The following is a 22180-nucleotide window of genomic DNA, read 5'->3' as shown; positions in this document are numbered from 1 at the left end:
GCAATCCCAGGCGCCTGGACTGCTGCTAAGTGCCATCTCGCGGGATCCAGTTTTGCCTGAATACATTCCCCGCTGTACTTTGGGAGCATGCAGACCCTCACCCATGCCCCTGTGCTGGCCCGCTTCGGCTATGCGGTCTCGGACCCAACGCGCGCCCGCGTGCTGCTGGCCCTTGCGGAGTCCCCGTCCTATCCATCGGACCTGGCGGACAGCCTGGGGGTGTCCCGGCAAAGCATGTCCAACCATCTGACCTGCCTGCGCGGCTGCGGCCTGGTGGTGGCGGTGCCGGACGGACGGCGGAGCCGGTATGAACTGGCGGACGCGCGGATCGGCCACGCCATCAAAGACCTGCTGAGCGTTGTCCTGGCGGTGGATCCCGCCTGCTGCGCACCCGATGGGGAGTGCTTCGCATGACCACCGCATTGAAGGTACCTGCCTCGGAGCGGCGGCGGGTATTGAGCCGCCGGATCAGGCTCTTCGCGGCAGCGACCATCACGTACAACGTCATCGAGGCCGTCGTGGCGCTGTGGGCCGGGGGTGCCGCTGATTCATCCGCCCTGATCGGATTCGGCCTGGATTCCGTGATGGAAGTGGCCTCCGCGCTGGCGCTCTCCTGGCAGTTTTCCGCGAAGGACCCCGAGCGGCGCGAACACCTGACGCTGCGGATCATCGCCGTCTCCTTCTTCGCGCTGGCCGCGTTCGTGGCAGTGGACTCCATCCGGTCCTTGGCCGGCGGCGGCGAAGCGCAGCACTCCCTGCCGGGTATCGTGATCGCGGCCCTGAGCCTGGTCATCATGCCCGTCCTGTCCTGGGCCCAGCGCCGTGCAGGGCGGGAACTCGGGTCCCGGACCGCCGTCGCGGACTCCAAACAGACCCTGCTGTGCACGTATCTCTCCGCCGTGCTGCTGGTTGGCCTGGTCCTGAACAGCACCCTGGGCTGGTGGTGGGCCGACGCCGGTGCAGCACTGGTCATCGCGGGCATCGCCGTCCGCGAAGGCATCAACGCGTGGCGCGGGGACGCCTGCTGCCCCGGCTGCTCCAGCACCGCCCCTTCGCCCACCCCGCAGCCGCTGGGCCTGCCGACCACCAGGAAGAGTTGACCCCGTGGGCAGCGGGCACAACCACAGCCACGACGTTGCCGATCCCCACGGCCAGCGCGGCAAACTGCTGCTGGTTTTCGCCATCACGTTCACGGTAATAGTGGCTGAGATCGTGGGAACAATCCTTACCGGCAGCCTGGCCCTGCTGGCCGACGCCGGGCACATGTTCACGGACTCCGCCGGCCTGCTGATTGCGGTGATCGCGGCGTCGCTGGCCCTGAAACCGCCAACCTTCAAGCGCACGTGGGGTTACAAGCGCGCCGAGATCCTCGCCGCGGCCGGGCAGGCAGCCCTGCTGCTGGGCGTGGGCGGCTTCGTCATTGTCGAGGGCGTCCGCCGCCTGTTGGAACCGCCGGAAGTCGGAGGCCCACTGATGCTGTGGTTTGGCGTCATCGGCCTGGCCGGAAACGCCGTGGGGCTGCTGGTGCTCGCCTCGGGACGCCACCACAGTTTCAACATGAAGGCCGCTTTCCTTGAGGTTCTTAACGACGCCCTCGGCTCCATCGCCGTCATCGTGGCCGCGCTGGTCATTGCCCTGACGGGCTGGACCCGGGCAGACGCCGTCGTATCCCTGCTCATCGGTGTGCTGATCATCCCACGCACGCTGAAGCTGCTGCGGGACACGGTGAACGTGCTGATGGAAAGCACTCCCCCGGGCCTGGACCTGGCCGAGGTGCGCCGGCACATCCTGGCGCTGCCGCACGTCATTGACGTCCATGACCTGCACGCCTCCCTGGTGGCATCAGGTGTGCCCGTCCTGTCCGCGCATGTGACGGTGCAGGACGGGTGCATGCGCGACGGTCATTCGGCCACCATCTTGGCCGACCTGCAGCGCTGCGTGGCCCAGGACTTCGACGTCAGCGTGGAGCACTCCACCTTCCAGATCGAACCGGCCGCCCACCGCGACCAGGAAAACATCGCGCATTAATCTCCGGCGCCTGGCGGCCAGCCATGCCTAAACGCGGACGGGTTCCAGCACTTCCATGATCCGCGAAATGTAGCTGTCAAGACTTAATTGAGCTTTCCACAGAGCCCGTATTTCCGACTGCCTGCCTCTTGTGGCGTCGGCCAACTCGCGGAGCTGGGGAAGGATAGCCCGGTCCGGGTCGCAGAGAACAACGCCGGGCTCAATGACATATTCCTTCATGCCTTCATTAGGCGTAACGGCCACGGGGATGCCACTCTCCACAGCGCCAACCAGGACCATGTGACCGGCCGCCCTGGTCCCGCGTGCCAGCGGAAGGAAGACCACGGATGCAGTGCTGAGCAGTTCGCCGAACTCCTTCTGGCTCACGTAGCCGGGGTGCCTGACCACATTCCCGCCCCTGCGGATCTCACTGGCCGGACCGCCAGTGGCGATGTCCAGCTGCACGGGGGTGGGGCTGGACAACACTTCCTCCTCAAGCGCCCTGATGGCCTGGGGGTCGCGGTCAGATGAGCCGCCGATAAATATGTGGAAACCGTCGCCCGGCTTTTGGGCCGGGTACCCGAGCGAGTTCCCATACAGCACGCACCACGCGCGTCCCCCGTCGGCGGTTCCAGGGCCGGGCCTCTGACTCGGACATGCTGATGACGGGCGCACTGCCTATCAGCCGGCGCAGGATTTTCCAGCTAAGGCTGGTGGGCTCGGCGTAGATTCCGGTGACTACGAAGTCTTTCCTGCCCGTCAGACGCAACGCGGCGCCAATCCAGGGGTTGGTGGCAAAGTAGGGCCCCTTAACGGACGGGTTGAGGGTTTTGAGGGCCAGCACCATCGAGTCGAAGCCTATTCCCAGGACCCTCGAGCCCCACCGTTTGCCGGTGATGGCGGCGCCTTCGTATTGGCAGATCGCTTTGATCATTGGGTGGCTGAGCCAGGCGGCGTCAGCTGTCGCCGAAGCTGGGCCAAGGGCTAGGAACGTATATGGAGCCAACGGTGGTGGCCTTTCATCCGGGCAGGCAGGCGCCCCTTGTCGGGTCTCCAAAGCTAGCTTCCGCCCTCAGGCCACACAAGGTCACCGGCCGATTTCTGTGGATGACCACACGTCCCGTAACTGCTCTACACCGCAGGGGGACAGGGCGTTTGACGGTCTAGGACGCTGAGGCCGACCGTTCAAGTTCCATTTCCCGTGTACCTTCCGGGGCGGGATTGGGCTCCGGGGTGGAACGCACGACGGCGGGATCCAGCCTTTTGTTCGCCAAGCGGCGCAGCGGCTGCTCAACACAGCGGAAGGACGCGTACGCCAGGAGAACGGTAAGGGCTGCGGTCAGGGCGATCCGAAGCGGCAGCGTTGGGACCAGGGGCATCAGCAGCAGGTAGACCGGGAGGTGCCAAAGGTACATTCCGTAGGACAGGTCGCGGCCGGGGCGGGCCAGCCAGGGGTGGCTGAGAAAGCGGGACATAAAGCCTGCCGGCTGGAGGACCAGGGAGCCGACCAGCACCGCGGACAGCAGCGCCAGCGCGGCGGGGCCTGCTGTCCAGAACACGTTGAACCAGGTGCCGGGGGTGTCCGGTTCCTTCAGCAGGAACAGCGCGGCCACCAGGCCGATGCCGGCAAGCGGGGCGCCCCAGTGCGAGGCCGATAGTAAAACCTTGTGCAGTCCCGAGCCCTGCCGTACTGCGGTGAACAGCAGGGCGAGGGCGCAGCCGATCAGCAACTCATCGGCCCGGGTGTCCGGCCCGTTGTAGATCCGGTCCAGTGGCTGGCCGGCTGTGACCAGCAGGAAACGGTTGAGCACGAACGCGGCAGCGAGTGCCACGGTGGCGAAGGCAGTGGCGCGGACCTTCCAGAACCGGAGCATGACCAGCAGGAGCAACGGCCACACCAGGTAAAACTGCTCCTCCACGGCCAGGGTCCAGGTGGGCCCGAGGGTTTCCCCGGCTATGGAGTCACCGAACATGCCAAAGTGCGCCAGGTTCATGACGTAGCCGGCGGCGGGAAGGACGAAAGCCGCCTGCCCGCCCCAGCCCGAAGCAGGGAACAGGAAGCCGACGGCGAGGATCACCGCGCAGAGCGCCAGCAGCGCCGGCCAGAGCCGGGCCAGCCGCTTGGCGTAGAAGACGCCAAGGTGGAGCCTGCCGGTGGCAAGCCGTTCCTTCATGATCAAAAGCGTGATGACGAAGCCGCTGAGCGTGAAGAACACGTCCACGCCGATGGAACCGCCCGGCATCGATTCGGTGGCGGTGTGGAAGAAGAAGACTCCGGCAACGGCGATGGTCCGCAGCCCGTCCAGAGCGTACTTCCGGCCCGATATCAGCCCCGTTTCGGGGGGCGCCGGACGGGACAGGACTGATGACATTTCCCTGCTTAACCTCAAAACCACTCAACAAGCATATATAACGTTTCCATAACTGGGCTGGGCGTTGGCTGGGACAGCGCTGACCCTGGAAGGTTGAGAGCCACCCTTGTGGCTTGCAGCCCCCGCTTCTAGGGTGAACACATGGTGGACCAGGACATCGCAGATGATTTCGAAGGGCTCGTTGACCTCATTGCCGGGATGGAGGACATCAAATCCGTGCTGGACGGCCTGACCGGGCTGGCGGCCGCAGCCATGACCGGCGCCACCGGAGTGCCGATCGAATGCGCCGTGACACTGCACCGGCGCAAGCGCACGGCCACCATCGGCGGCAGCAGCGGCAGGGCGGTGGTGATCGACCGCATCGAACAGGGCCTGGGTGACGGTCCCTGCATTGAAGCCCTGGAGAGTAGGGTGCCCGTCCTCCTGGGCGATGTGTCCTCCGACCCGCGGTGGCCCGAGTATTGCAGCGCCCTGTCCGCCGCAGGCATTGCCGGCTCCTTGGGCATCCCGATGAACATGGAGGACGACGCCGGCGCGGTCCTTGATTTCTTTGCTCCCGTTAGTGGGCTCTTCACTGAGCAGACGGTGGCCGAAGGGAAACGGTTCGCCGACATGGCAGGCAAGGCGCTGCGGCTCGCCGTCCGGATCGCGTCAGCCGAACAGCGTGCCGAGAACATGAGGGCGGCGATGGACACGAGAACCGCCATTGACCTGGCCTGCGGGATCATCATGGCGGAGAACAAGTGCAGCAAGGACAGGGCCTTCGAGGTTCTGCGCAGCGCGTCCAACACCCGGAATCAAAAGCTCAACGAACTGGCCGAAACCCTGGTGAACCGCTTTTCCGCCCCTGAGGACGCCAAGGCCCACTTCGAGGAGTAGCAATCCAAAACCAGCCCGGGAGCCAGCCACGCTGCTGGCTCCCGGAGCTTGCGACGGGAATGTGGCCCACCCCCAAAGTCACCTTTGTCTGGGCCACATCCGCGTCAGCCAGGGAAGCGAAGGCGCGCCGGAAGGGCTCTATGTGACGGGGTGGTCATGGCGAGTTTCTTCCGGCGGCAACAAGGCCGCCTGCCTGACCTGAGACCAGCCTAGTGACTGCATGTTGCCGGGAAACAGGGACTAAATACCCAAGACCTGCTCTATCTCCCCCGATTAATGATTCAGTGAACGGCCCGGCGCCAGGAAAGGCGGACTCACCACTGGCGGACACTATGCGGGCGGAACCCCTTCTCGGCCGTCGGGCGGCGCTGCTAGCATGACCCTGCCGACAACGAAGTCCGTACATTAAGGAGCCGTCATGCCCACGCGCCTCAACCCCTATCTGAGCTTCCGCGACAACGCACGGGAGGCCATGGAGTTCTACAAGAACGTCTTCGGCGGCGAACTGAACGTAAGCACGTTCGCCGATTTCCAGGCAAGCCAGGATCCCTCCGAAGACAACCTGGTCATGCATGCACAGCTCGACAGCCCGTCGGGGCTGACCCTGATGGGATCAGATACTCCAGCCCGGATGGACTACAACCCCGGGAATGCGTTCAGCGTGTCCCTCAGCGGCGATGATGAAGCCGAACTGCGGGGCTACTGGGAGAAGCTGTCCGACGGCGGCACGGTCACAATGCCGCTGGAAAAGGCCATCTGGGGCGACTCCTTTGGCATGTGCACCGACAAGTTCGGCGTTCAGTGGCTGGTCAATATCGCCGGTCCCAAAGAGTAGACGCAATTCCAACTGGCGGGGCCGGCATGGACCAGCGGGAACTACCGGCCGGCCCCGCCGCACCACTTTTGAAGGGCGTCGGCCAGCCCGTCCGCTGACCCTTCGCCCACCCAGGCGACATAGCCGTCGGGCCGGACCAGGACTGCCGTGGGCGCCCCCACCGCGCCGACGACGGGAAGCCGCCACCCGCCGTCGTACGTTGCTGCGACATGCTGCACCCGCCCCACCCCGGCGCCCAGCTCCAAGGCGCGGCCGTCGAACTCGAGCAGCAACGGCCGTGCCTGGTGCAGTAACCAGTACACGCGGAGCGGGCCGGAAGCAGTGGAAATGTCCAGGTCGGGCATGCGGCGCCCCAGCAGCGGATGCCCGGGGCCCAGATCGTAGGTGACATCGAGCCCGGCGACCAGTGCGGCGATGGGCGTGCCCGCCCCATCCACACGCAGCACCTCGCCGAGCAGGTCTCGCAGTGCGTCCTGCCGTGGGTCGGCCTTCTGGAAAAGCGACTGCGCCATGGTGTATTTGAGCGACCGGGCGCCGGCCGGGTGGCGCTCCGCGTGGTAGGTGTCCAGCAGCTCCTCGCCCGAGGTCCCAAGCACCACCTGCCCCAGCTTCCAGCCGAGGTTGACGGCGTCCTGCAGCCCCAGCCCGATCCCCAGGCCGCCCGTCGGCGAGTGGACGTGGGCTGCGTCGCCGGCCAGCAACACCGGGCCCTTCCGGTAGGACTCGGCCTGCCGGGTGGCGTCGGTGAACCGCGAGAGCCAGATGGGATTGTGCACCCCAAAGTCCGTCCCGAACACATCGGTCAGGGTCTGCTTCAGGTCCGCCAGGGTGGGCTCGGCCGCGGGGCCAAGCGTCGCTTCGGTGACCACCACCCGGACCACGCCGTTCCCCATCGGGTACAGCCCGTGGATGCCGCGGGAGTCCACCTTCCCCTGCTGGCCCGGCTCGCCCGCCACCTTCACCTCGGCAATGAGGCTGCTCCGGGTCGCATCCGGCCCCAGCATCGGGATGCCGGCCGACCGCCGCACGACGCTGCGCCCGCCGTCGGCTCCCACGACATACCTGGCCCGCACCGGCCCCTCCCCCGCGAGGTGAACCTCCGCGCCGCCGTCGTCCGCTGAAACGCCGGTGACCTCCACGCCGCGGCGGATCTGCACGCCCAACTCCTCCACCCACTCAAGCAGCAGCCGCTCGATGTGGTTCTGGAACAGCGCCAGCGTGTAGGGGTGGCGGGTCGGCAGGCTCGCCAGGTCCAGCTGCGTGCTGCCAAACGTGGCCGTTTGCAGCGTCTTGCCTGCGGCGAGGAACCGGTCCGCGATGCCGCGCTGGTCCAGGAGCTCGATGGTGCGCGAATGGATCCCGCCGCCGCGGGAACCCGCCAGCTCCTGGGAGGAACGCCGCTCCAGGACAACCGCGTCCACCCCCGCCAGCCGCAGCTCGCCCGCCAGCATCAACCCCGTGGGCCCACTCCCCACTATCACGACGTCATGCATACCCAACCGTCCCCTTCCTTTTCGACCGCCAGTATGCGGTACCCCCGGACCCTTGCGGCAAGGCCCCCGGGGCGCGGTACTTTGGAAATGGAAGGAATCCCGCCGCCCGGCGCACCATCCGGGGCTGGAACTCGAAGCCGGCCTTCCGTCCGCTGGAGGTGTGATGACATCTATCCGCTCTTTCTTCCGTGCCCTTGTTCCGAGGCTGGCGGCGGGATGCCGTGTGCCGGCGGTGTTGCTTGCGGTGTGCATCCTCCTGGCGGGAAGCGTCCCCTCGTGGGCGGTCACCGGACCAAATCCCGGCGCCACGGCACGCCCCAGTACGGACGATTCCGCGCAGCCTCAGGCCACGGTTGAGGGCGGGCTCCTGTTCGGCCTGGGCCCCCAGGCCTACAGGTCGCTCGAGAACCGACTGGTCAAAGAGGCGCCCGTCAACATGATCACCAGCTGGTACAACTTCCGCTCAGACATGGCGTTCTTCGACATTTACCGGACCGCCGTAACGCCGCAGATCTATGCGGCAGGCAAGGCAATGCATCTGGTGATTTGGGACGGCTACCCGCGCCCGGGAACCCCTGGTGGAAGCCCGGACGGCATCGTGCCGACCAAGTACGGGCCGGTCTGCGGTGAGGCCTACCCGTTGTCCCGTGAATTCCAGGCGGACATGGTGCAGCTGGCGAAGAACACCGGCGGTGCCGAGTCGGGACCGCCGCTGTACGTTTCCATGTTCACCGAGTTCCAGACCTACCCGTGCCGCGAGGACGGAAACTACTGGGATACGGGGCAGGGCTACTACCGGGCCCTGAAGGACGCCTATCTGGAGGCAAAGGATGCGTTCCACCAGTACGCCCCTAATTCCCACGTGGCCCTGACCTGGGGCGGGTGGGCAGCAACGTTTGATGACCCCGCACGCGGCGGTGGCCGTTCAATGCTGCCCTACTTCAAGGACGTCATGGATGACTCGGACTTCCAGTCGTTCCAGGCGATGGGCAATCACGAGAACGTGGAGCAGACCACCTGGATGGTGAAAACGCTGCACGGTTACGGAAACGGCCTGTCCCTGCTGGCGCACTACAAGCCGGACAATAACTCCCTGGCAACGTATGACGCGGACATGGCCGGCTTTTTCAACGATACAAAGGTCGCTGAATTGAAGGCGAACGGCCTGTTCGGATTCAGTTTTATGGAGGACTCCATGTTTAGCGGCAATGAAGCCCGGTTCCAGCAGGCCAAAGCCGCCATCATTAGGTATCAGGAGACCATCCCGCCCTGGCCGTTAGCGTAACGGCCAGCTGAAATGCTGGCCCAATTTGGTCTTGTGATGTTGTCGATTTGTGCGTCCGATGCGCGTCGTATGGGTAGGGGCTCGATAGGGTCCTGTCACCACGGCAAAGGAGCACGACATGTCCAAGTACCTGATCCTGATCTACCAGGACGAGGCGGTGGCCAGGCAGGCTGAAGGGGAATCCATCAGCGCCAGCTACCAGCAGTTCCAGCAGCGGCGTGGCCCGTCCCTGCTCGGCGGAGCTGCCCTGCACCCCTCCTCCACAGCCACCTCCATACGGCGGGACGGAAACGGGGGGTTCCTGGTAACCGATGGCCCCTTCGCGGAGTCGAAGGAAACCTTGGGCGGCTACTACCTGATCGAGGCAACCGACCTCGATGAAGCGCTTGAAATCGCCAAGGAGGTACCCGCTGGAGTCGGAGTCGAAGTGTGGCCGGTGCGGGTGGCCAGCTGATGCCCCGGACCGCCAGCGCTGAGGTTGCTGCGGCGGTTGCGGATGCGCACCGCCGGGAGTGGGCATTTGTGCTGGCGGCCACGGTGCGGGTTGCGGGTGACATCGACGCCGCCGAGGAGGCGGTACAGGACGCTTATGCCAGCGCCTTGGCCAGCTGGGGCGGGAGCGGTATCCCCCGGAACACAGGGGCGTGGCTTACGGTTACGGCGCGACGCCGGGCCCTTGACGCCCGCCGTCGGGCAGCCACGGCGGAGCACGCCTTGCCAAAACTTTTGAGCCCGGGCGAGCCTGGGGTTGAAGACCTGGCCATCGACGAAGAGGGCATCCCGGATGACCGGCTCCGGCTGATCTTCACCTGCTGCCACCCAGCGCTGGCGGTTGAGGCCCAGGTGGCCCTGACCCTGCGGCTCTTGTGCGGACTCTCGACGGCCGAGGTGGCGCGGGCGTTCCTGGTCCCGGAGGCAACCATGGCGGCACGGATCACCAGGGCGAAGAAGAAGATTGCGGCCGCGCACATCCCCTACCGCGTGCCGGCGGCGTCCGAGCTGCACGAGCGGGTGGATGGGGTGCTGTCAGTCGTGTACCTGGTGTACACCACAGGGCATACGGCACCCTCGGGAGCGGATCTGATGCGCAGGGACCTTGCGGAGCGCGGACTTGAGCTGGCGAGAATGCTGCACGCGTTGCTTCCCGGCGATGCCGATGTCGCCGGGCTCCTGGCCCTGGTCCTGCTCACCGGGGCCCGCACCGGCGCCCGGCTGGACGGACACCGGGACATTGTTTTGCTCGAGCACCAGGACCGGTCCAAGTGGGACCGGCGGGCCATCGAGGAAGGCGTGTCACTGCTGCGGGAGTCGCTGGCTGCGGGGCTACCGGGCCGCTTCGCGCTCATGGCGGCCATCACAGCCGTGCATGACCAGAGTGGGTCCTGGCCGGACACTGACTGGCACGAGATCCTGGGCCTGTATGACCTGCTCGTGGAAAGGTGGCCCTCCCCGGTGGTCCAGCTGAACCGGGCCATTGCGCTGGGCTTCGCGTCAGGTTTTGCGGAAGGACTCGCGGAGCTGGATGCGCTCGGAGCAGAACCACAGCTGGCACGCTACCCCTACCTTGCCGCCGCCCGCGGGGATTTCCTGGTCCGCCTTGGCCGCCCGGGGGACGCGCGGGTGGCCTTTGAGGAGGCACTGATCCTTACCGACAACGGAGCGGAAGAGCGGTTCCTCCGTGCCCGGCTGGAGGGGCTGCCCGACAGCCACGGCCGCCAGGGGCAAAGGGAAAGCCCCTCCTAGGAGGGGCTTTCGACGTAGTGGTCATTTGTCTTTTGGTATCGGTCAGCGGTGATGCACTCCCCCTTCCCGGACGCCCCCGGCGCCCATCCGGACTATGACGCGTTCCACGTTAATAGCCTTCGGCTAGGGCGTAAAGACCCTGATGCGAAAAAACAAAAAATTTCTACGGCGGCGCAGCCCGTCCAAGCCCGTGCCGGCACGTCAGCACCGCAGCGGGGCGTGGCAGGAAGCCAGGGGTTGGATGAGCAGGTTGGGGTGGACGGTGACCCAGCCTTCCGCTTCCCAGGACTTATGGTCGAACTGGTCCGGCACCAGGATCGCGTAGCGTCCCTGCTGGTCTGTGGCGGCAGCAAGCTGGTCGCGGCCGTCAAACATCGTGCCGCAGGATTCCCAGTACCACCTACTGTCATAGGTCGGCTTGACCACGACGCAGTAGTCTTCCGGGCTTTCACCGGGCGTGGCGTAGAAGGTGGTGGTGTCATAGGTGGCAAGGAATCTCGCCTTGTCGATGTCCGCTTCCCCTGGTGTGATGCGCTGCAGCCGCACGGCGTCCCGCTCCGCGGCCGGCTGCTGCAGCACCGCAACACTGCCGGGATGGACCGCGAGGAAGTGGTCGTAAAGCGCCCACAGCCCCGCACAAGTGCCCATGCCCACGACGGCGGCGAGCGTGATGACGAGTTTCCAGAACAGGGTGAGCGGCGGAGCCGCCTGCTGGGTCACGGCTGGCGCCACGTGTCGATGCTGGGCCGGTCCTGGTTCGAGGCCGCGGCTGGAGCGGTGGCCGGGAAATAAATGATATTCAAGCGCTGCCCCCTCAGGCTGATTGATCTTCCTGTACGCTACACGGCCATGACCGGCTGGAAGCGACGGTGAGGGAGGCGTGCCAGGCGTCCGTGACACTGGGCTCCGGCAGCTGCCGTTACTGGATCAGGTAGTGGCGTTCCTGGACGGGGGGTGTCTTTGATGCCTTGGGGAACACGGCATTTGAAAGTGCCTTCAGTCCGATCACCGGAAGCAGCACGGCGGCGGCGCCGGCGGAGAGGGCTGTCCAGCCAAAGTTTTCGAGCGCAGCGAGCGCGGGTGCATGCGGAGAAGTAGTCAAGATTCTGACCTTTTTGAGAGACCTGTGGAGGCTTCAACCTTACGGCAGGATGCTCCCCGGGCACCAATTACTGCTTGCCCGGGGACCACCAAAGCCGAGGGTGGAAAAGCTCACTCGGCCGCGTGCGTTGCCCCCAGAAGGTCACGGATGCGCGCGGCAATCCGGACAAACTCCGGTTTCTCAATGGTTTGTGCGTAGTCACGGTTGTTGCCCAGCGGCACGTCGATGGTTTCCAGGATCCGTCCGGGGCGAGGGCTCATCACCACAACCCGGTTGGCCAGGTACACGGCCTCCGCCACCGAGTGGGTTACCAGGATCACCGTGGTCCCGGTCTCCCGCCAGATCCGATGCAGTTCGATGTTCATGCGCTCACGCGTCAACGCGTCCAGCGCCCCGAACGGCTCATCCATGAGGAGCACGTCCGGCTCATGGAGCAGTGCCCGGCACAGTGAAACGCGTTGCTGCATGCCGCCTGACAATTCATGGGGCATCGAGTGTTCAAAGCCGCTCAGGCCCGTCATCTCGATCAGTTCGTCGGCGCGGCGGGCGGCCTTGGCACGGTCCATGCCACGCATCTCGGCCTGGAGCAGGATGTTGCCCCGCACGTTGCGCCATTCCAGCAGGGCCGCACGCTGGAACACGTATCCGATGTCCCTCCGCGGGCCCTTGACCTGCTGGCCCCGCAGCTCCACACTCCCGGCGCTGGCTTTGGTCAGCCCGGCCACGACCTTCAGAAGTGTTGATTTGCCGCAACCGGACGGGCCAGCGATGGACAGGAACTCCCCCGGGGCAACTGCCAGGTCGATGCCTTCCAGAGCCGTGAGCCTCCCGCGCTTGGAGGAAAAGGTGACATTCATATTTTCAATCCCGACGACGGGCGAGGTGCCCGTCAAGGGAACGTCCGGCAACGTGGCGGCCATGTCGCTTCCTCCTACTTCGGCTGGTATTGCGAGTCGTAGTACTTCGCCGCGTCGCCTCCGCTTTCAAGCAGCCCGGCCCCCTTGAGCGTGTCGATCGTGGCGGTCCAGTCCGCCGCATCGTTCACACCCGGCTTCTTGCCCTGGGTGGCGGACGTGTGAAGCAGCTTGATGGTTTCCTTCCACTGGTCCAGCACCACCGGGGCCGGCGGAATCTGCGGGTCCTTGCCGTCCATCGACTTGGCCGCAGCTTCAGGGTTTTGCACCGCGGCTTCGAAGGATTCCGAGAGGGCGGCCATCATCCGGGTGGCGACGTCCTTGTTCTTGGATAGGTAGGAATCGGAAGAGATCAGGCCATTGGAGTAAAAGTTGAGACCGGCGTCGGCGTAGCGCAGGTAGCTCATCTGCTTACCGCTCTTATTCGCAATGGTGGGTCCCTGGTCATGCGCGAAGCCGATCAGCCCATCCACCTTATTGGACATCACGGCGGCAATCTTGCCTGCAGCGTCCAGGTTCTGCTGTTTTACGTCGTCCGGGCTGAGGCCGGCTGCCTTGAGGAAGATCGGGAAGGTGACGGTGGGGGCGTCGCCTGCGGAGACTGCAATCGTCTTGCCCTTCAAGTCTGCCGGGGTCTTGATTCCCGAGTCGCTGAAGACCTGGACCGCAGAGGGCGTGGTTTGCAGGTAGACGCCGAGGCTCTTGACCTTGACACCCTTGTCGACATTGGCCAGCACAGCGGGGGTGTCTGCCCAGCCGAAGTCCACCTGCCCCTGGCCCGTCGCCTGGACCGTCTTGGTGGAGCCCTGGCCTGCCTTGATGGTCAGGTCGATGCCGTGCTTCTTGAAGATGCCCTGTTCCACGCCGTAGTAGAACGGGGCATGTTCGCCGTAGGGGTACCAGTTGAGCATCAGTGATACAGCCTTGGTCTCCCCGGCCGCGGCGGAGCCGGCACCGCTGCCAGCGGTTGCACCGGAACCGCCGCCACAGGCGGACATAGTCAGGGCTGCGGCGGCGATGCCGGCGGCGAGGATTGATCGGCGAGCGATTGTCATGTCAGTTCCTTCAGTACTAGATGCGAGTGGCACTGGAGAGTTGGAAAATCTAGGAGGAGACGGTCGAGGCACCCAGGGTTCGGCGCGACGAGTGCCAGGGAATAAGGAACCATTCAGCCACCTGGATGATCGCGAAGAGCAGGACACCGAGCAGCGACATGATGATCAGGGCTGCGAACAGCATGGCGGTGTCGATATTTCCGTTGGCCTGGAGGATGACATAGCCAAGTCCCTCGTTGGCTCCGACGAATTCGCCTACCACGGCGCCGGTGACTGCCAGCGTTGCTGCCACCTTCAGGCCGGACAGCAGTTGCGGCAGGGAGGCTGGGAGGCGGATCTTCCAAAAGGTCTTGAAGGGGTTGGCACCCATGGTGGAGGTGAGCTCCAAAATCTCGGGGTCAACGGACTTCAGGCCCGCCATGCCGGAGATGACGATCGGGAAGAATGCCATCAGCACGGCTACGAATACCTTGGGTTCCAGCCCGAAGCCGAGCCACACCACGAACAGCGGGGCGATGGCGATCTTGGGGATGACCTGCGCGAAAAGGATCAGCGGATACATAGTCTTTTCCAGGGACTTTGAATAAATCATGAGTACGGCCACCAGTTCACCGACTACGAAGGCGATGATGAAGCCGAGGACGGTCTCCAAGGTTGTCACGCCGGTGTGCTGCAGAAGATAGGCCGAGTTCTTGGCCGCGGTTTCGACAGTGTCCTGAGGGCTGGGCAGGATGAACGGTGCCACCCACCCCTGGGCAGTGACGAGCCACCAGACCGCCAAAAGTACCAGGACAAAAACAGCGGGGCGCCAAAGCTCCGAGAGCCATTTCCCCGCACGTGCATTAGCCCTGCGACGGGGCTGGTGGTTTCGGGTTGGCTTACCCGGGGTTCCCGCGCCCGTTTTCATATCACTTGCCGCGACTGTCATATGGCTCCGCCTCATTGCTGGATGTGTTCAGAGGTGGGGCAACGTTTGGAATGCGCTTTCCCCCATCTGCACCCAACATAAAGTGTCCTGAATCACAAGTCAAACCGAGGAGTGCACTCCGGGAACCGCAACAGTGACGAACCTCTTGGCAGGCATTTTGCTTTGTTCTATAACTAATAGAACAAAGGGAGGGCAGGGGCGTTGATCCTCAATGTGGACCTGACCGGAGAAGTGCCGATCTACCAGCAGATCCGGGACCAAATCGTGGAAGCGATGGCGCACGGCGCACTCACCGAAGGAAGCACGCTGCCGCCCACCCGGACCCTCGCCGCCGACTTCGGCATCAACTTCCACACCGTCAACAAAGCCTACGATCTCCTTCGCCAGGAAGGGCTGATCCGCCTGGGCCGCAGGACTGGGGCCGTGGTGACGGCGGCTGCGACAGACCAATTGATTTCCCCTGACTGGACAGCCCGGGCCCGGACGCTTCTGGCAGAGGCAGTCGCACGCGGAGTACCTGCCGAAGACGTGCTCCAGGTCTGCCGCACGTTGCTCGATTCATTTGGTGACATGCAGCAGGAGGACTCGCAATGATCATTTCCATCATCCTGGGCTTCGTGCTGCTGGGACTGGTTCTTCTACTCGCGCTGGTGCTGCCTTCAGTCACCAGCGGCACGGTGCCCTTCGGCGTCCGGATTCCGGAACAGTATGCAGCCAGCCCCGTGGTGGCGGAGCAGGCCCGCCTGTACCGGCGGCGGGTGTTGATCTGCGGCGGCGTCATTGCGTTGACCGGGGTGGGCAGCATCGCCGTGACCGGGCAGCCGCTACTGCTGCCGTTGTCCGTGATGGTGCTCGTCGGTACCTGGTACGGCTGTTTCTTCCTGGCGCACCAGGAGATCGGGGCAGCATAGGCCGCCGGAGGCTGGTTCGAGGGCGTACACCAAGGCATGGCAGTCGACACCGAACTCCGGACCAATCCCCCAAGGTTCCCCTGGCGTTGGTTGGCACCGGCTGTCATCATCACGGCCGGGACGGCAGCCATCGGCATCCTCTTGTACCCCTCCATGCCCCAAGACCTCGCCGTGCACTATGGAGTCAACGGTGCACCGGACCGGATGGAGGTGAAGTCGGTCGGCTCTGCTTTCTCGCTGGTTTTCCTGCAGCTGGGCCTCACGGCACTGCTGGCGGGCATGGCGGCCGCCATCGTCCGCAGCCGGCCGGATCTTGACCCAGCCCGCCCGACGGGTTCTGCCCGCTGGGCCCGGCATTACATGTCGCTGGGCGCCCAGGCACTGCTCGGGCTGGTTGGCATGATCGACCTGGGACTGATGGCGTCGTCACTGCTGATGTGGACCGGGACGGTTACACGGTGGGCCCCGCTGGTGATTGTGCTCCCGGTCCTGGCCTCCGTGGTGGCAGCCGTGGCGGTCCTGGCCAGGAACAACAGGGACCGCGGCGGGGAAGAGGAGGACACCGGCCTGACGCACCGCGACGATGACAGGTACTGGCGGGCCGGCCTGATCTACATCAACCGGGAAGACCCCGCACTGCTGGTTCCCCGCAGGTTCGGCATTGGCTGGACCTTGAACTTCGGGGACCCCCGCGCGGCGATGCTGCTGGCCGGAGTGGCTGCCTTGATCGGTCTGGTGATCACCCTCCGCTTGGGCGGATAGTGGCCTTCCTTGACGGTCAGCGTGGGGATGACAAAAGGTCCCTCAGCACTTCACGGTTGCCGTAGTCAACGGAGTCATAACGTCCCGTTCGTCGCTCGCCCAGGATAGGTGCAATCCGCAACGCACGGGACTTGGGCAGCCCAGAACGGAATTCCTCGTGGGCAAGGGCGGCCTCCGCCTTGGCAATTGCGTTGCCTGGAGCATCGATAGTTTTCAGTTGAGCCAGCAGCGACTCACGGCGCGCCAGGAGTGCTTGGTGACGCAAGTGGCGGGGGGCAATCAGTTTCCGCACCTTGCTCACCTTGCGTAGAACAGTGTTCTCTTTCACCCCAGCCACATTCGAGTCGTGCTGCCGGTAGCGGGTCAGCTGATCCGGGAGAAGCCGGACTCGGCCGGTTGCCGCAGCAATAATGGCAAGCCACTCGTCGTGCAGCCAGAGCGCGGGGAAAGGACTTGCGGCGTCGAGCAGTTCCCTTCGGAACATCACCGTCGCCCCGGTGAACAGCGGGCGTTTGATCAGAGCATCGAATCCTGCCCCGCTGGACAACGTGTCTTTTTCAGCATCAGTGAGGGCGATCGCGCTGAACAGGTCGAAACCCATCGGCTTGTCCTTCTCATCGATCGCCTGGGCGTTGGAGCCAACAAGCCTAAGACCGCTGTCGGCTTCAAACGCCTCCCGCAGCCGTTCCAGCTTGTAGGGCTCCCATATGTCGTCCTGGTCGCTGAGTGCGATGTACCGGCCTTTGCAGGCGGAGATGGCCTGCTCGAAGTTGCGGGTCACACCCAAACGTTCTCCAGCAGGAAGCAAAGTGAGAACCTCGCCATAGCTCTCTATGATTCGGAGCGTCTGGTCGGCAGACCCGTCGTCCCGAATCACAATCTCCTCTGGTGGGACGGACTGACCGAGGATGCTGTCTATCTGTTTGGACAGGAACCGGGCGCCGTTGTAGGTGCACAAAGCGACCGATATGCCGAACTCCACGCCAGGATTCATGGCGGGATCTTAGCATTTGACAAGAATGCCGGTTTATTGGGAATGCAGTTTCAACGCAAAAAGGCTGGCGCGGCCCAATTATCGGGAGCGCCAGCCTTTCTACGTGTCGGCGGAGGTTTTCTGTGTCGAACCGTCCGCTGCGTTAGATGTCTGCCAGGAGGGACGTGGGGTTTTCGATGGCGTCGGCCACGAAGCGGAGGAAACCGCCGGCCGTGCCCCCGTCGCAGACGCGGTGGTCGAAGGTCAGGGTCAGCTCGGTGACCTTGCGGACAGCCAGCTCGCCGTTGACCACCCACGGTTTGTCGATGATCCGTCCCACGCCGAGGATCCCCACCTCCGGGTGGTTGATGATCGCCGCTGAGCCGTCGACGCCGAATACGCCGTAGTTGTTCAGCGTGAACGTTCCGCTGCCCAGCTCAGCCGGGGTCGCCTTGCCGTCGCGGGCCACCTGGGTGAGCCGGCGGATCTCCGCGTCGAGTTCCCGGGCACTGAGCTTCTCGGCGCCGCGGACTGAGGGAACTACCAGTCCCCGGTCAGTCTGGGCCGCGAAACCCAGGTTGATCCCGTCGAAGGCCACAATCTCCTGCGATCCATCGTCGGCAGTCTCGATGCGGGTGTTCAGTTCCGGATACTTCTTGAGACCGGCGGTGACGAACCGGGCGATGAAGGCCAATAAACCTGGGACCTCGGCACCGGTGGCTTTCAAGCCCTCGCGCAGCTGCATCAGCGCCGTGGCATCCACATCAACCCACACCGTCGCCTCGGGAATTTCCGAGCGGCTGCGCGCCATGTTGGCGGCAACGGCTTTGCGGACGCCACGGACTGGAGTGCGGGCGGAGATGGGAAGCCCGGTCCGGGCGTCTCGCCCCTGCTTTTCGTCAGTCTCCAGCCACGAGGGCTTGGGTGTTTCTGCGGGCTCGATTTCGGGTGCAGCCGCGGGGGAAGTTGTCCGGAGCGCCGCCTCAACGTCTCGCCGCATGATCAGCCCGCTGTCACCGGAACCCGAAATGTCCCCCAGATCCACGCCATGCTCCCGCGCCATCCGACGGACCAGCGGAGAAATCACGGCACCAAGCTTCCCGGGCACACGGGTGCGCAGGAGCGCGAGCTCGTCCTCCTTGGACAGCTCGGCCGAAGCGGATTCAGTCCGCTCGTCCACAGCTACGGAAGACTTCCGTGCACGGGTGCGTCGTGCCTGGCCATGTCCACCGGGCGTGCCATAGCCGATCAACACATTGCCGGATCCGGCCTTTTCTTCCTCCCGATAGGTCTCGGCTGCCGCCGCCGACGCAGCCGGCGCGGACGATGCCGCCCCGGGAGTGGCATCGGGCCTTCCTGAGCCGGACGGCATGCTGCTTGCAGCATTGCCGTCCGGCGAAGGGGCGGGGGCGGCATCGTCCGCGCCGACCCCCGTTCCCAGAGGCGTCACCGAAATCAGCGGCTTCCCCACGTCCAGGGTCTCCCCCGGCTTCCCGTGCAGCACGGCCACGATCCCGGCATAGGGGGACGGCACCTCCACCGCGGACTTGGCGGTTTCCACCTCGGCGATGGGCTGGTCGACGGCGATCTCATCACCAACAGAGACATGCCAGGCCACCAGCTCGGCTTCGGTGAGGCCCTCACCCAGGTCCGGCAGCAAAAATACGCGTGGTTCGCTCATGGTCAGTTCTCCCACTGAAGGTCGTCAACGGCGTCGAGGATGCGGTCCACGCCGGGCAGGTAGTACTTCTCGAGTTTCGGCGCGGGGTACGGGACGTCGAAGCCGGTGACGCGGCGGATCGGCGCGGCCAGGTAGTGGAAGCAGCGTTCCTGCACCCGGGCCACGATCTCGGAGGACACGGACGCGAACCCGTGCGCCTCGGCGATCACCACGGCCCGCCCGGTCTTCCGGACCGACTCGCACACGGTGGCATCATCGAACGGAACAACGGTCCGCACGTCGATCACCTCCAGCGAGCGTCCCTCCAAAGCAGCCGCCTCGGCGGCCGCCAAAGCGGTCGGGACGGAGGGACCGTACGCAATCAGCGTGGCATCCGTGCCGGGGCGCGCGACGGCGGCACGCCCCTCAGAGCCAAGCCCCGCCGTCGTGCCTTGCTCGTGGAGCCGCCGAAGCTCGCCCAGGTCCACCGAGTCCTTGGTCCAGTACATCTTCTTGGGCTCCATGAAGACCACCGGATCGTCGGAGTCGATGGCCTCGCGGAGCATCCGGTAGCCGTCCGCCACGGTGGCCGGGGTGTAAACCTTCAGGCCGGCGGTGTGGGCGTAATAGGATTCGGAGGAATCACAGTGGTGCTCCACGCCCCCGATGCCGCCGCCGTACGGGATGCGGATCACCATGGGCAGCTTGACTGTGCCCTTGGTGCGGTTGTGCATCTTGGCCACGTGGCTGACGATCTGTTCGAAGGCCGGGTAAGCGAACGCGTCGAACTGCATCTCGATGACCGGGCGCATGCCGTGGATGGCCATGCCCACGGCCATGCCCACGATCCCGGATTCTGCCAGCGGGGTGTCGAAGCAGCGCTGCTCGCCGAAGGTCGCGGTAAGGCCGTCGGTGATCCGGAAGACGCCGCCCAGCATGCCCACGTCCTCTCCGAACACCAAGACGGAGGAGTCGGCGTGCATGGCGTCAACCAAAGCCGTGTTCAGGGCTTTCGCCATGGTGACCGGCTGCGGGCCGGCGGCCTCGGCGGACGCGGCGGCCGACGCGGCGGCGCGGGCGGTGGCAGCGGAAACGTTGCCGTTGGCCTCGGACGAGGTGGTGATGGTGGGGCTCACTTGCCGGCCTCCTTCGAATCAGATGCTGCCGCGTCGCGGGCCAGCTCGTCGGCGAGCATGGCGGACTGTTCCTTCAGCTGCGGGGTCTGCACCGCGAACACGTGGCGGAAGAGCTCCTGCGGGTCCACGGGCACGTCTTCGCCGAGGCCCTCGCGCAGCTGCGCGGCAACCGCTTCAGCGTGCGCGGCGATCCGCGACTCGCCGTCGTCGTCCAGCAGACCGCGGTCTGTCAGGTAGGTGCGGATCCTGTTCACCGGATCCTTGGCCCGCCACTCCGCAACTTCCGCGCTTTCCCGGTAGCGCGTGTCGTCGTCGGCGTTGGTGTGGGCCTGCATGCGGTAGGTGTTGGCCTCCACCAGCAGCGGGCCGGAGCCTTCGCGGGCCAGCTTCACGGCGCGGTCCAGGACGGCGAGGAGCGCCACCACGTCGTTGCCGTCCACGCGTTCGCCGGCCATGCCGTAGCCCACGGCTTTGTGCGCGAGCGACGGCGCCACGGACTGGTGTGCCAGCGGCACCGAGATGGCGTACTTGTTGTTTTGGACGAAAAAGATGACGGGCAGGTGGAAGACGGCGGCGAAGTTGAGGGCTTCGTGGAAGTCGCCTTCACTGGTGGCGCCGTCGCCGCACATGGCCAGCACCACGGTGTCCTCGCCGCGGAGCTTGGCGGCGTGGGCAACACCGACGGCGTGCAGCAGCTGGGTGGTCAGCGGGGTGCACTGGATGCCCACTTTGTACTTGAGGGGGTCGTAGCCGCCGTGCCAGTCGCCGCGGAAGATGGTCATCACCTGGACGGGGTCCACGCCGCGGGTCATCACGGCCACGGCGTCGCGGTAGGTGGGGAACATCCAGTCGCCGTCGGACAGGCACAGGGCGGCTGCCACCTGGCAGGCTTCCTGGCCGTGGCTGGAGGGGTAGACGGCCATGCGGCCCTGCCGGACCAGGGCCGAGTTCTGGTCATTGACGCGGCGGCCGACGACGAGTTGTTCGTACGCTTCGAGGAGTTCCTTGTCGCCGGGCACGGGGTATTCGTGACCGGGCTGGGTGCCCTGCTCACTTTCGGGCTTGAGCCGGCCGTCCGGGTCCACCATCTGGATCTGGTGCCGGGCGGGGAGCATGTAGTCCTCCACCGTGATGCCGAACTTCTTCACAGCTTCCGTCAGCGCATTCTCTGGCGTTGCAGTGCTGGTGGTGTCCGGCGCGGTGTGGTCTGCGGAGATCGTCATTGGTCCGTCCTTCGGTAGCCACTATTCCCTCCCAGTATTGTCCTGAGGCAGGTTTCGTATCCAGCACCTGTGTAGATCGTGGAGAAGCTGCTTGGAATTACCTACTATGGGAGACGATTTGTAACTGTGACGTGGATTACCGACGGGAGCCGTGGACAAAATGCCGGGCAAGGATGCTGCGACTGAATCGGCGCCGCTGGATGAGATCGACCGGCGCATTATTTCGGAGCTGACACGGGACGGCCGGATGTCCGTGACGCAGGTGGCCGAAAACGTCCACATCTCGCGGGCGCACGCCTACTCGCGGATTTCCCGGCTGACTTCTGACGGGGTGCTGACCCGGTTCACGGCGCTGGTGGACCCCATCAAGGCGGGCCTGAAATCCTCTGCCTATGTGACGCTGAAGCTAAAGCAGGATTCCTGGCGGGAACTTCGCGACCAGCTGGGCGCCATCCCGGAGGTGCACCACATCGCCCTGGTGGGGGGCGACTTCGACGTGATCCTGCTGGTCCGCGCCGTAGACAACATCGATCTGCGCCGGGTCATCTTCGACCAGCTGCAGACCATGCCGGGCGTGCTCGATACGCAGACATTCCTGGTGTTCGAGGACGTGGATACGAGGTAGGAGCAGGTTCCGCTTGCGGGCGGAGCGCAGCCCGGAGGACGAGGGCTGAGCACGGGACGCCGCCTGTACGCCTTGAACCACCTTCCACACCAACATGTGCTGTGGATCAAACGTTGTTTCCGTGCATGAAAAGTGCTGGGACTCGGCCATCTACAAGGAGTTGGGTCACGTATGTGTGCGCAAGGTGCGGCTGGACTTGATGAAGCGTTGGAACGGACCCTCACGGCCTCCCGGGCACTGCTCGGATTGGTCGCCCGCTCCCTGGCAGGTGTATCGG

25 protein-coding genes are annotated in these 22180 nt (G+C 65.0%); 12 read left to right on the top strand and 13 right to left on the bottom strand.

Annotated elements, in window-relative coordinates:
• Positions 1 to 87 precede the first annotated feature (87 nt).
• The 3 genes from QF031_RS04065 to QF031_RS04055 are packed head-to-tail and all read left to right on the top strand — an operon-like array spanning position 88 to position 2028.
• The gene (locus QF031_RS04065) at positions 88 to 414 is read left to right on the top strand and encodes an ArsR/SmtB family transcription factor (protein WP_307424452.1); all 327 of its coding nucleotides are present in this window, start codon (positions 88 to 90) and stop codon (positions 412 to 414) included.
• Complete coding sequence (locus QF031_RS04060) at positions 411 to 1100, top strand: cation diffusion facilitator family transporter (protein ID WP_307424449.1); 690 nt, start codon at positions 411 to 413, stop codon at positions 1098 to 1100. Before QF031_RS04065 ends, QF031_RS04060 begins: the two co-directional genes overlap by 4 nt.
• Positions 1101 to 1104: 4 nt before the next feature.
• A complete protein-coding gene (locus tag QF031_RS04055; RefSeq protein WP_307424446.1) occupies positions 1105 to 2028 on the top strand; it encodes a cation diffusion facilitator family transporter in 924 nt (307 codons plus the stop codon).
• 27 nt (positions 2029 to 2055) lie between these two features.
• Here the strand turns inward: QF031_RS04055 and QF031_RS04050 are convergent, their stop codons facing one another.
• From QF031_RS04050 to QF031_RS04040, 3 genes are all read right to left on the bottom strand, one after another.
• A complete protein-coding gene (locus QF031_RS04050; RefSeq protein ID WP_307424443.1) occupies positions 2056 to 2610 on the bottom strand; it encodes a glycosyltransferase in 555 nt (184 codons plus the stop codon).
• Positions 2531 to 2941: a hypothetical protein gene (locus QF031_RS04045; protein WP_307424440.1), complete on the bottom strand. Its 411-nt coding sequence runs from the start codon at positions 2939 to 2941 to the stop codon at positions 2531 to 2533. The genes QF031_RS04050 and QF031_RS04045 overlap by 80 nt, the downstream gene beginning before the upstream one ends.
• 229 nt (positions 2942 to 3170) lie before the next feature.
• Positions 3171 to 4379, bottom strand: a complete 1209-nt coding sequence (locus tag QF031_RS04040) for an acyltransferase family protein (RefSeq protein ID WP_307424435.1) — start codon at positions 4377 to 4379, stop codon at positions 3171 to 3173.
• Positions 4380 to 4520: 141 nt separating this feature from the next.
• On the opposite strand from QF031_RS04040, the gene QF031_RS04035 reads away from it, so the two are divergent.
• Together QF031_RS04035 and QF031_RS04030 are read left to right on the top strand one after the other, a co-directional pair.
• On the top strand, positions 4521 to 5258 hold the full coding sequence (locus tag QF031_RS04035; RefSeq protein ID WP_307424432.1) for a GAF and ANTAR domain-containing protein: 738 nt from the start codon (positions 4521 to 4523) through the stop codon (positions 5256 to 5258).
• A 418-nt stretch (positions 5259 to 5676) separates the two neighbouring features.
• Positions 5677 to 6093 (top strand): VOC family protein, encoded by a 417-nt coding sequence (locus QF031_RS04030; RefSeq protein WP_307424428.1) that lies wholly within the window; start codon positions 5677 to 5679, stop codon positions 6091 to 6093.
• A gap of 41 nt (positions 6094 to 6134) precedes the next feature.
• On the opposite strand, the gene QF031_RS04025 is transcribed toward QF031_RS04030, so the two are convergent.
• Complete coding sequence (locus QF031_RS04025) at positions 6135 to 7586, bottom strand: FAD-dependent monooxygenase (protein WP_307424425.1); 1452 nt, start codon at positions 7584 to 7586, stop codon at positions 6135 to 6137.
• A 223-nt stretch (positions 7587 to 7809) separates the two neighbouring features.
• On the opposite strand from QF031_RS04025, the gene QF031_RS04020 reads away from it, so the two are divergent.
• The 3 genes from QF031_RS04020 to QF031_RS04010 all read left to right on the top strand — a co-directional run bounded on the left by QF031_RS04020 (position 7810) and on the right by QF031_RS04010 (position 10614).
• Positions 7810 to 8871 (top strand): hypothetical protein, encoded by a 1062-nt coding sequence (locus QF031_RS04020; protein WP_307424422.1) that lies wholly within the window; start codon positions 7810 to 7812, stop codon positions 8869 to 8871.
• Between the two features lie 118 nt (positions 8872 to 8989).
• Positions 8990 to 9325, top strand: coding sequence for a YciI family protein (locus QF031_RS04015; RefSeq protein WP_307424419.1), 336 nt, complete (start codon positions 8990 to 8992; stop codon positions 9323 to 9325).
• Positions 9301 to 10614 carry an RNA polymerase sigma factor gene (locus QF031_RS04010; RefSeq protein ID WP_307424417.1) on the top strand — a complete coding sequence of 438 codons (1314 nt, stop codon included), beginning with the start codon at positions 9301 to 9303 and terminating at the stop codon, positions 10612 to 10614. The genes QF031_RS04015 and QF031_RS04010 overlap by 25 nt, the downstream gene beginning before the upstream one ends.
• A 201-nt stretch (positions 10615 to 10815) precedes the next feature.
• On the opposite strand, the gene QF031_RS04005 is transcribed toward QF031_RS04010, so the two are convergent.
• The 5 genes from QF031_RS04005 to QF031_RS03985 form a co-directional block, all read right to left on the bottom strand.
• A complete protein-coding gene (locus QF031_RS04005) occupies positions 10816 to 11346 on the bottom strand; it encodes a hypothetical protein (protein WP_307424414.1) in 531 nt (176 codons plus the stop codon).
• A 187-nt stretch (positions 11347 to 11533) separates the two neighbouring features.
• Entirely contained in the window at positions 11534 to 11716 is a 183-nt protein-coding gene (locus QF031_RS04000) for a hypothetical protein (protein WP_307424411.1), read from the bottom strand.
• 110 nt (positions 11717 to 11826) lie between these two features.
• On the bottom strand, positions 11827 to 12636 hold the full coding sequence (locus QF031_RS03995; RefSeq protein WP_307424407.1) for an ABC transporter ATP-binding protein: 810 nt from the start codon (positions 12634 to 12636) through the stop codon (positions 11827 to 11829).
• A gap of 11 nt (positions 12637 to 12647) precedes the next feature.
• Positions 12648 to 13685 carry an ABC transporter substrate-binding protein gene (locus QF031_RS03990; RefSeq protein WP_307424402.1) on the bottom strand — a complete coding sequence of 346 codons (1038 nt, stop codon included), beginning with the start codon at positions 13683 to 13685 and terminating at the stop codon, positions 12648 to 12650.
• 49 nt (positions 13686 to 13734) lie between these two features.
• Positions 13735 to 14430: an ABC transporter permease gene (locus QF031_RS03985; protein WP_307424399.1), complete on the bottom strand. Its 696-nt coding sequence runs from the start codon at positions 14428 to 14430 to the stop codon at positions 13735 to 13737.
• Positions 14431 to 14814: 384 nt separating this feature from the next.
• Here QF031_RS03985 and QF031_RS03980 point away from each other — a divergent pair, with 384 nt between their 5' ends.
• Genes QF031_RS03980 through QF031_RS03970 form a run of 3 tightly spaced genes read left to right on the top strand, consistent with a single transcriptional unit; the run spans position 14815 to position 16286 of the window.
• Positions 14815 to 15207 (top strand): GntR family transcriptional regulator, encoded by a 393-nt coding sequence (locus QF031_RS03980; protein ID WP_307424397.1) that lies wholly within the window; start codon positions 14815 to 14817, stop codon positions 15205 to 15207.
• Positions 15204 to 15524, top strand: a complete 321-nt coding sequence (locus QF031_RS03975) for a hypothetical protein (RefSeq protein ID WP_307424395.1) — start codon at positions 15204 to 15206, stop codon at positions 15522 to 15524. The genes QF031_RS03980 and QF031_RS03975 overlap by 4 nt, the downstream gene beginning before the upstream one ends.
• Positions 15525 to 15560: 36 nt before the next feature.
• On the top strand, positions 15561 to 16286 hold the full coding sequence (locus QF031_RS03970; protein ID WP_307424394.1) for a DUF1648 domain-containing protein: 726 nt from the start codon (positions 15561 to 15563) through the stop codon (positions 16284 to 16286).
• Between the two features lie 16 nt (positions 16287 to 16302).
• Here QF031_RS03970 and QF031_RS03965 read toward each other — a convergent pair whose 3' ends face one another.
• From QF031_RS03965 to pdhA, 4 genes are all read right to left on the bottom strand, one after another.
• Positions 16303 to 17280, bottom strand: coding sequence for a glycosyltransferase family 2 protein (locus tag QF031_RS03965; RefSeq protein ID WP_307424391.1), 978 nt, complete (start codon positions 17278 to 17280; stop codon positions 16303 to 16305).
• Between the two features lie 142 nt (positions 17281 to 17422).
• Positions 17423 to 18940: a dihydrolipoamide acetyltransferase family protein gene (locus QF031_RS03960; RefSeq protein ID WP_307424388.1), complete on the bottom strand. Its 1518-nt coding sequence runs from the start codon at positions 18938 to 18940 to the stop codon at positions 17423 to 17425.
• A gap of 2 nt (positions 18941 to 18942) precedes the next feature.
• Positions 18943 to 20055: an alpha-ketoacid dehydrogenase subunit beta gene (locus QF031_RS03955; RefSeq protein ID WP_307424385.1), complete on the bottom strand. Its 1113-nt coding sequence runs from the start codon at positions 20053 to 20055 to the stop codon at positions 18943 to 18945.
• Positions 20052 to 21278: a pyruvate dehydrogenase (acetyl-transferring) E1 component subunit alpha gene (gene pdhA / locus QF031_RS03950; protein ID WP_307424383.1), complete on the bottom strand. Its 1227-nt coding sequence runs from the start codon at positions 21276 to 21278 to the stop codon at positions 20052 to 20054. Before pdhA ends, QF031_RS03955 begins: the two co-directional genes overlap by 4 nt.
• Before the next feature lie 160 nt (positions 21279 to 21438).
• Between pdhA and QF031_RS03945 the strand changes: the two genes are divergently transcribed.
• Positions 21439 to 21903 carry an Lrp/AsnC family transcriptional regulator gene (locus tag QF031_RS03945; protein ID WP_307433112.1) on the top strand — a complete coding sequence of 155 codons (465 nt, stop codon included), beginning with the start codon at positions 21439 to 21441 and terminating at the stop codon, positions 21901 to 21903.
• The last annotated feature ends 277 nt before the right edge of the window (positions 21904 to 22180 follow it).

Origin of the sequence: Pseudarthrobacter defluvii, from assembly GCF_030816725.1 — a bacterium.
Taxonomy (GTDB): domain Bacteria; phylum Actinomycetota; class Actinomycetes; order Actinomycetales; family Micrococcaceae; genus Arthrobacter; species Arthrobacter defluvii_A.
The sequence above is the reverse complement of the archived record's forward strand: the minus strand, read 5'-3'. Positions and strand labels throughout refer to the sequence as shown.

Excerpts from the sequence above, each read along its gene's own strand:
- pdhA (WP_307424383.1), bottom strand. The coding sequence starts at position 21,278 with ATGACGATCTCCGCAGACCACACCGCGCCGGACACCACCAGCACTGCA.
- QF031_RS04045 (WP_307424440.1), bottom strand. The coding sequence starts at position 2,941 with ATGATCAAAGCGATCTGCCAATACGAAGGCGCCGCCATCACCGGCAAA.
- QF031_RS04030 (WP_307424428.1), top strand. The coding sequence starts at position 5,677 with ATGCCCACGCGCCTCAACCCCTATCTGAGCTTCCGCGACAACGCACGG.
- QF031_RS03945 (WP_307433112.1), top strand. The coding sequence starts at position 21,439 with ATGCCGGGCAAGGATGCTGCGACTGAATCGGCGCCGCTGGATGAGATC.
- QF031_RS03965 (WP_307424391.1), bottom strand. The coding sequence starts at position 17,280 with ATGAATCCTGGCGTGGAGTTCGGCATATCGGTCGCTTTGTGCACCTAC.
- QF031_RS04065 (WP_307424452.1), top strand. The coding sequence starts at position 88 with ATGCAGACCCTCACCCATGCCCCTGTGCTGGCCCGCTTCGGCTATGCG.
- QF031_RS03960 (WP_307424388.1), bottom strand. The coding sequence starts at position 18,940 with ATGAGCGAACCACGCGTATTTTTGCTGCCGGACCTGGGTGAGGGCCTC.
- QF031_RS04015 (WP_307424419.1), top strand. The coding sequence starts at position 8,990 with ATGTCCAAGTACCTGATCCTGATCTACCAGGACGAGGCGGTGGCCAGG.
- QF031_RS04035 (WP_307424432.1), top strand. The coding sequence starts at position 4,521 with ATGGTGGACCAGGACATCGCAGATGATTTCGAAGGGCTCGTTGACCTC.
- QF031_RS04040 (WP_307424435.1), bottom strand. The coding sequence starts at position 4,379 with ATGTCATCAGTCCTGTCCCGTCCGGCGCCCCCCGAAACGGGGCTGATA.
- QF031_RS03970 (WP_307424394.1), top strand. The coding sequence starts at position 15,561 with ATGGCAGTCGACACCGAACTCCGGACCAATCCCCCAAGGTTCCCCTGG.
- QF031_RS04060 (WP_307424449.1), top strand. The coding sequence starts at position 411 with ATGACCACCGCATTGAAGGTACCTGCCTCGGAGCGGCGGCGGGTATTG.
- QF031_RS04025 (WP_307424425.1), bottom strand. The coding sequence starts at position 7,586 with ATGCATGACGTCGTGATAGTGGGGAGTGGGCCCACGGGGTTGATGCTG.
- QF031_RS03995 (WP_307424407.1), bottom strand. The coding sequence starts at position 12,636 with ATGGCCGCCACGTTGCCGGACGTTCCCTTGACGGGCACCTCGCCCGTC.
- QF031_RS03990 (WP_307424402.1), bottom strand. The coding sequence starts at position 13,685 with ATGACAATCGCTCGCCGATCAATCCTCGCCGCCGGCATCGCCGCCGCA.
- QF031_RS03975 (WP_307424395.1), top strand. The coding sequence starts at position 15,204 with ATGATCATTTCCATCATCCTGGGCTTCGTGCTGCTGGGACTGGTTCTT.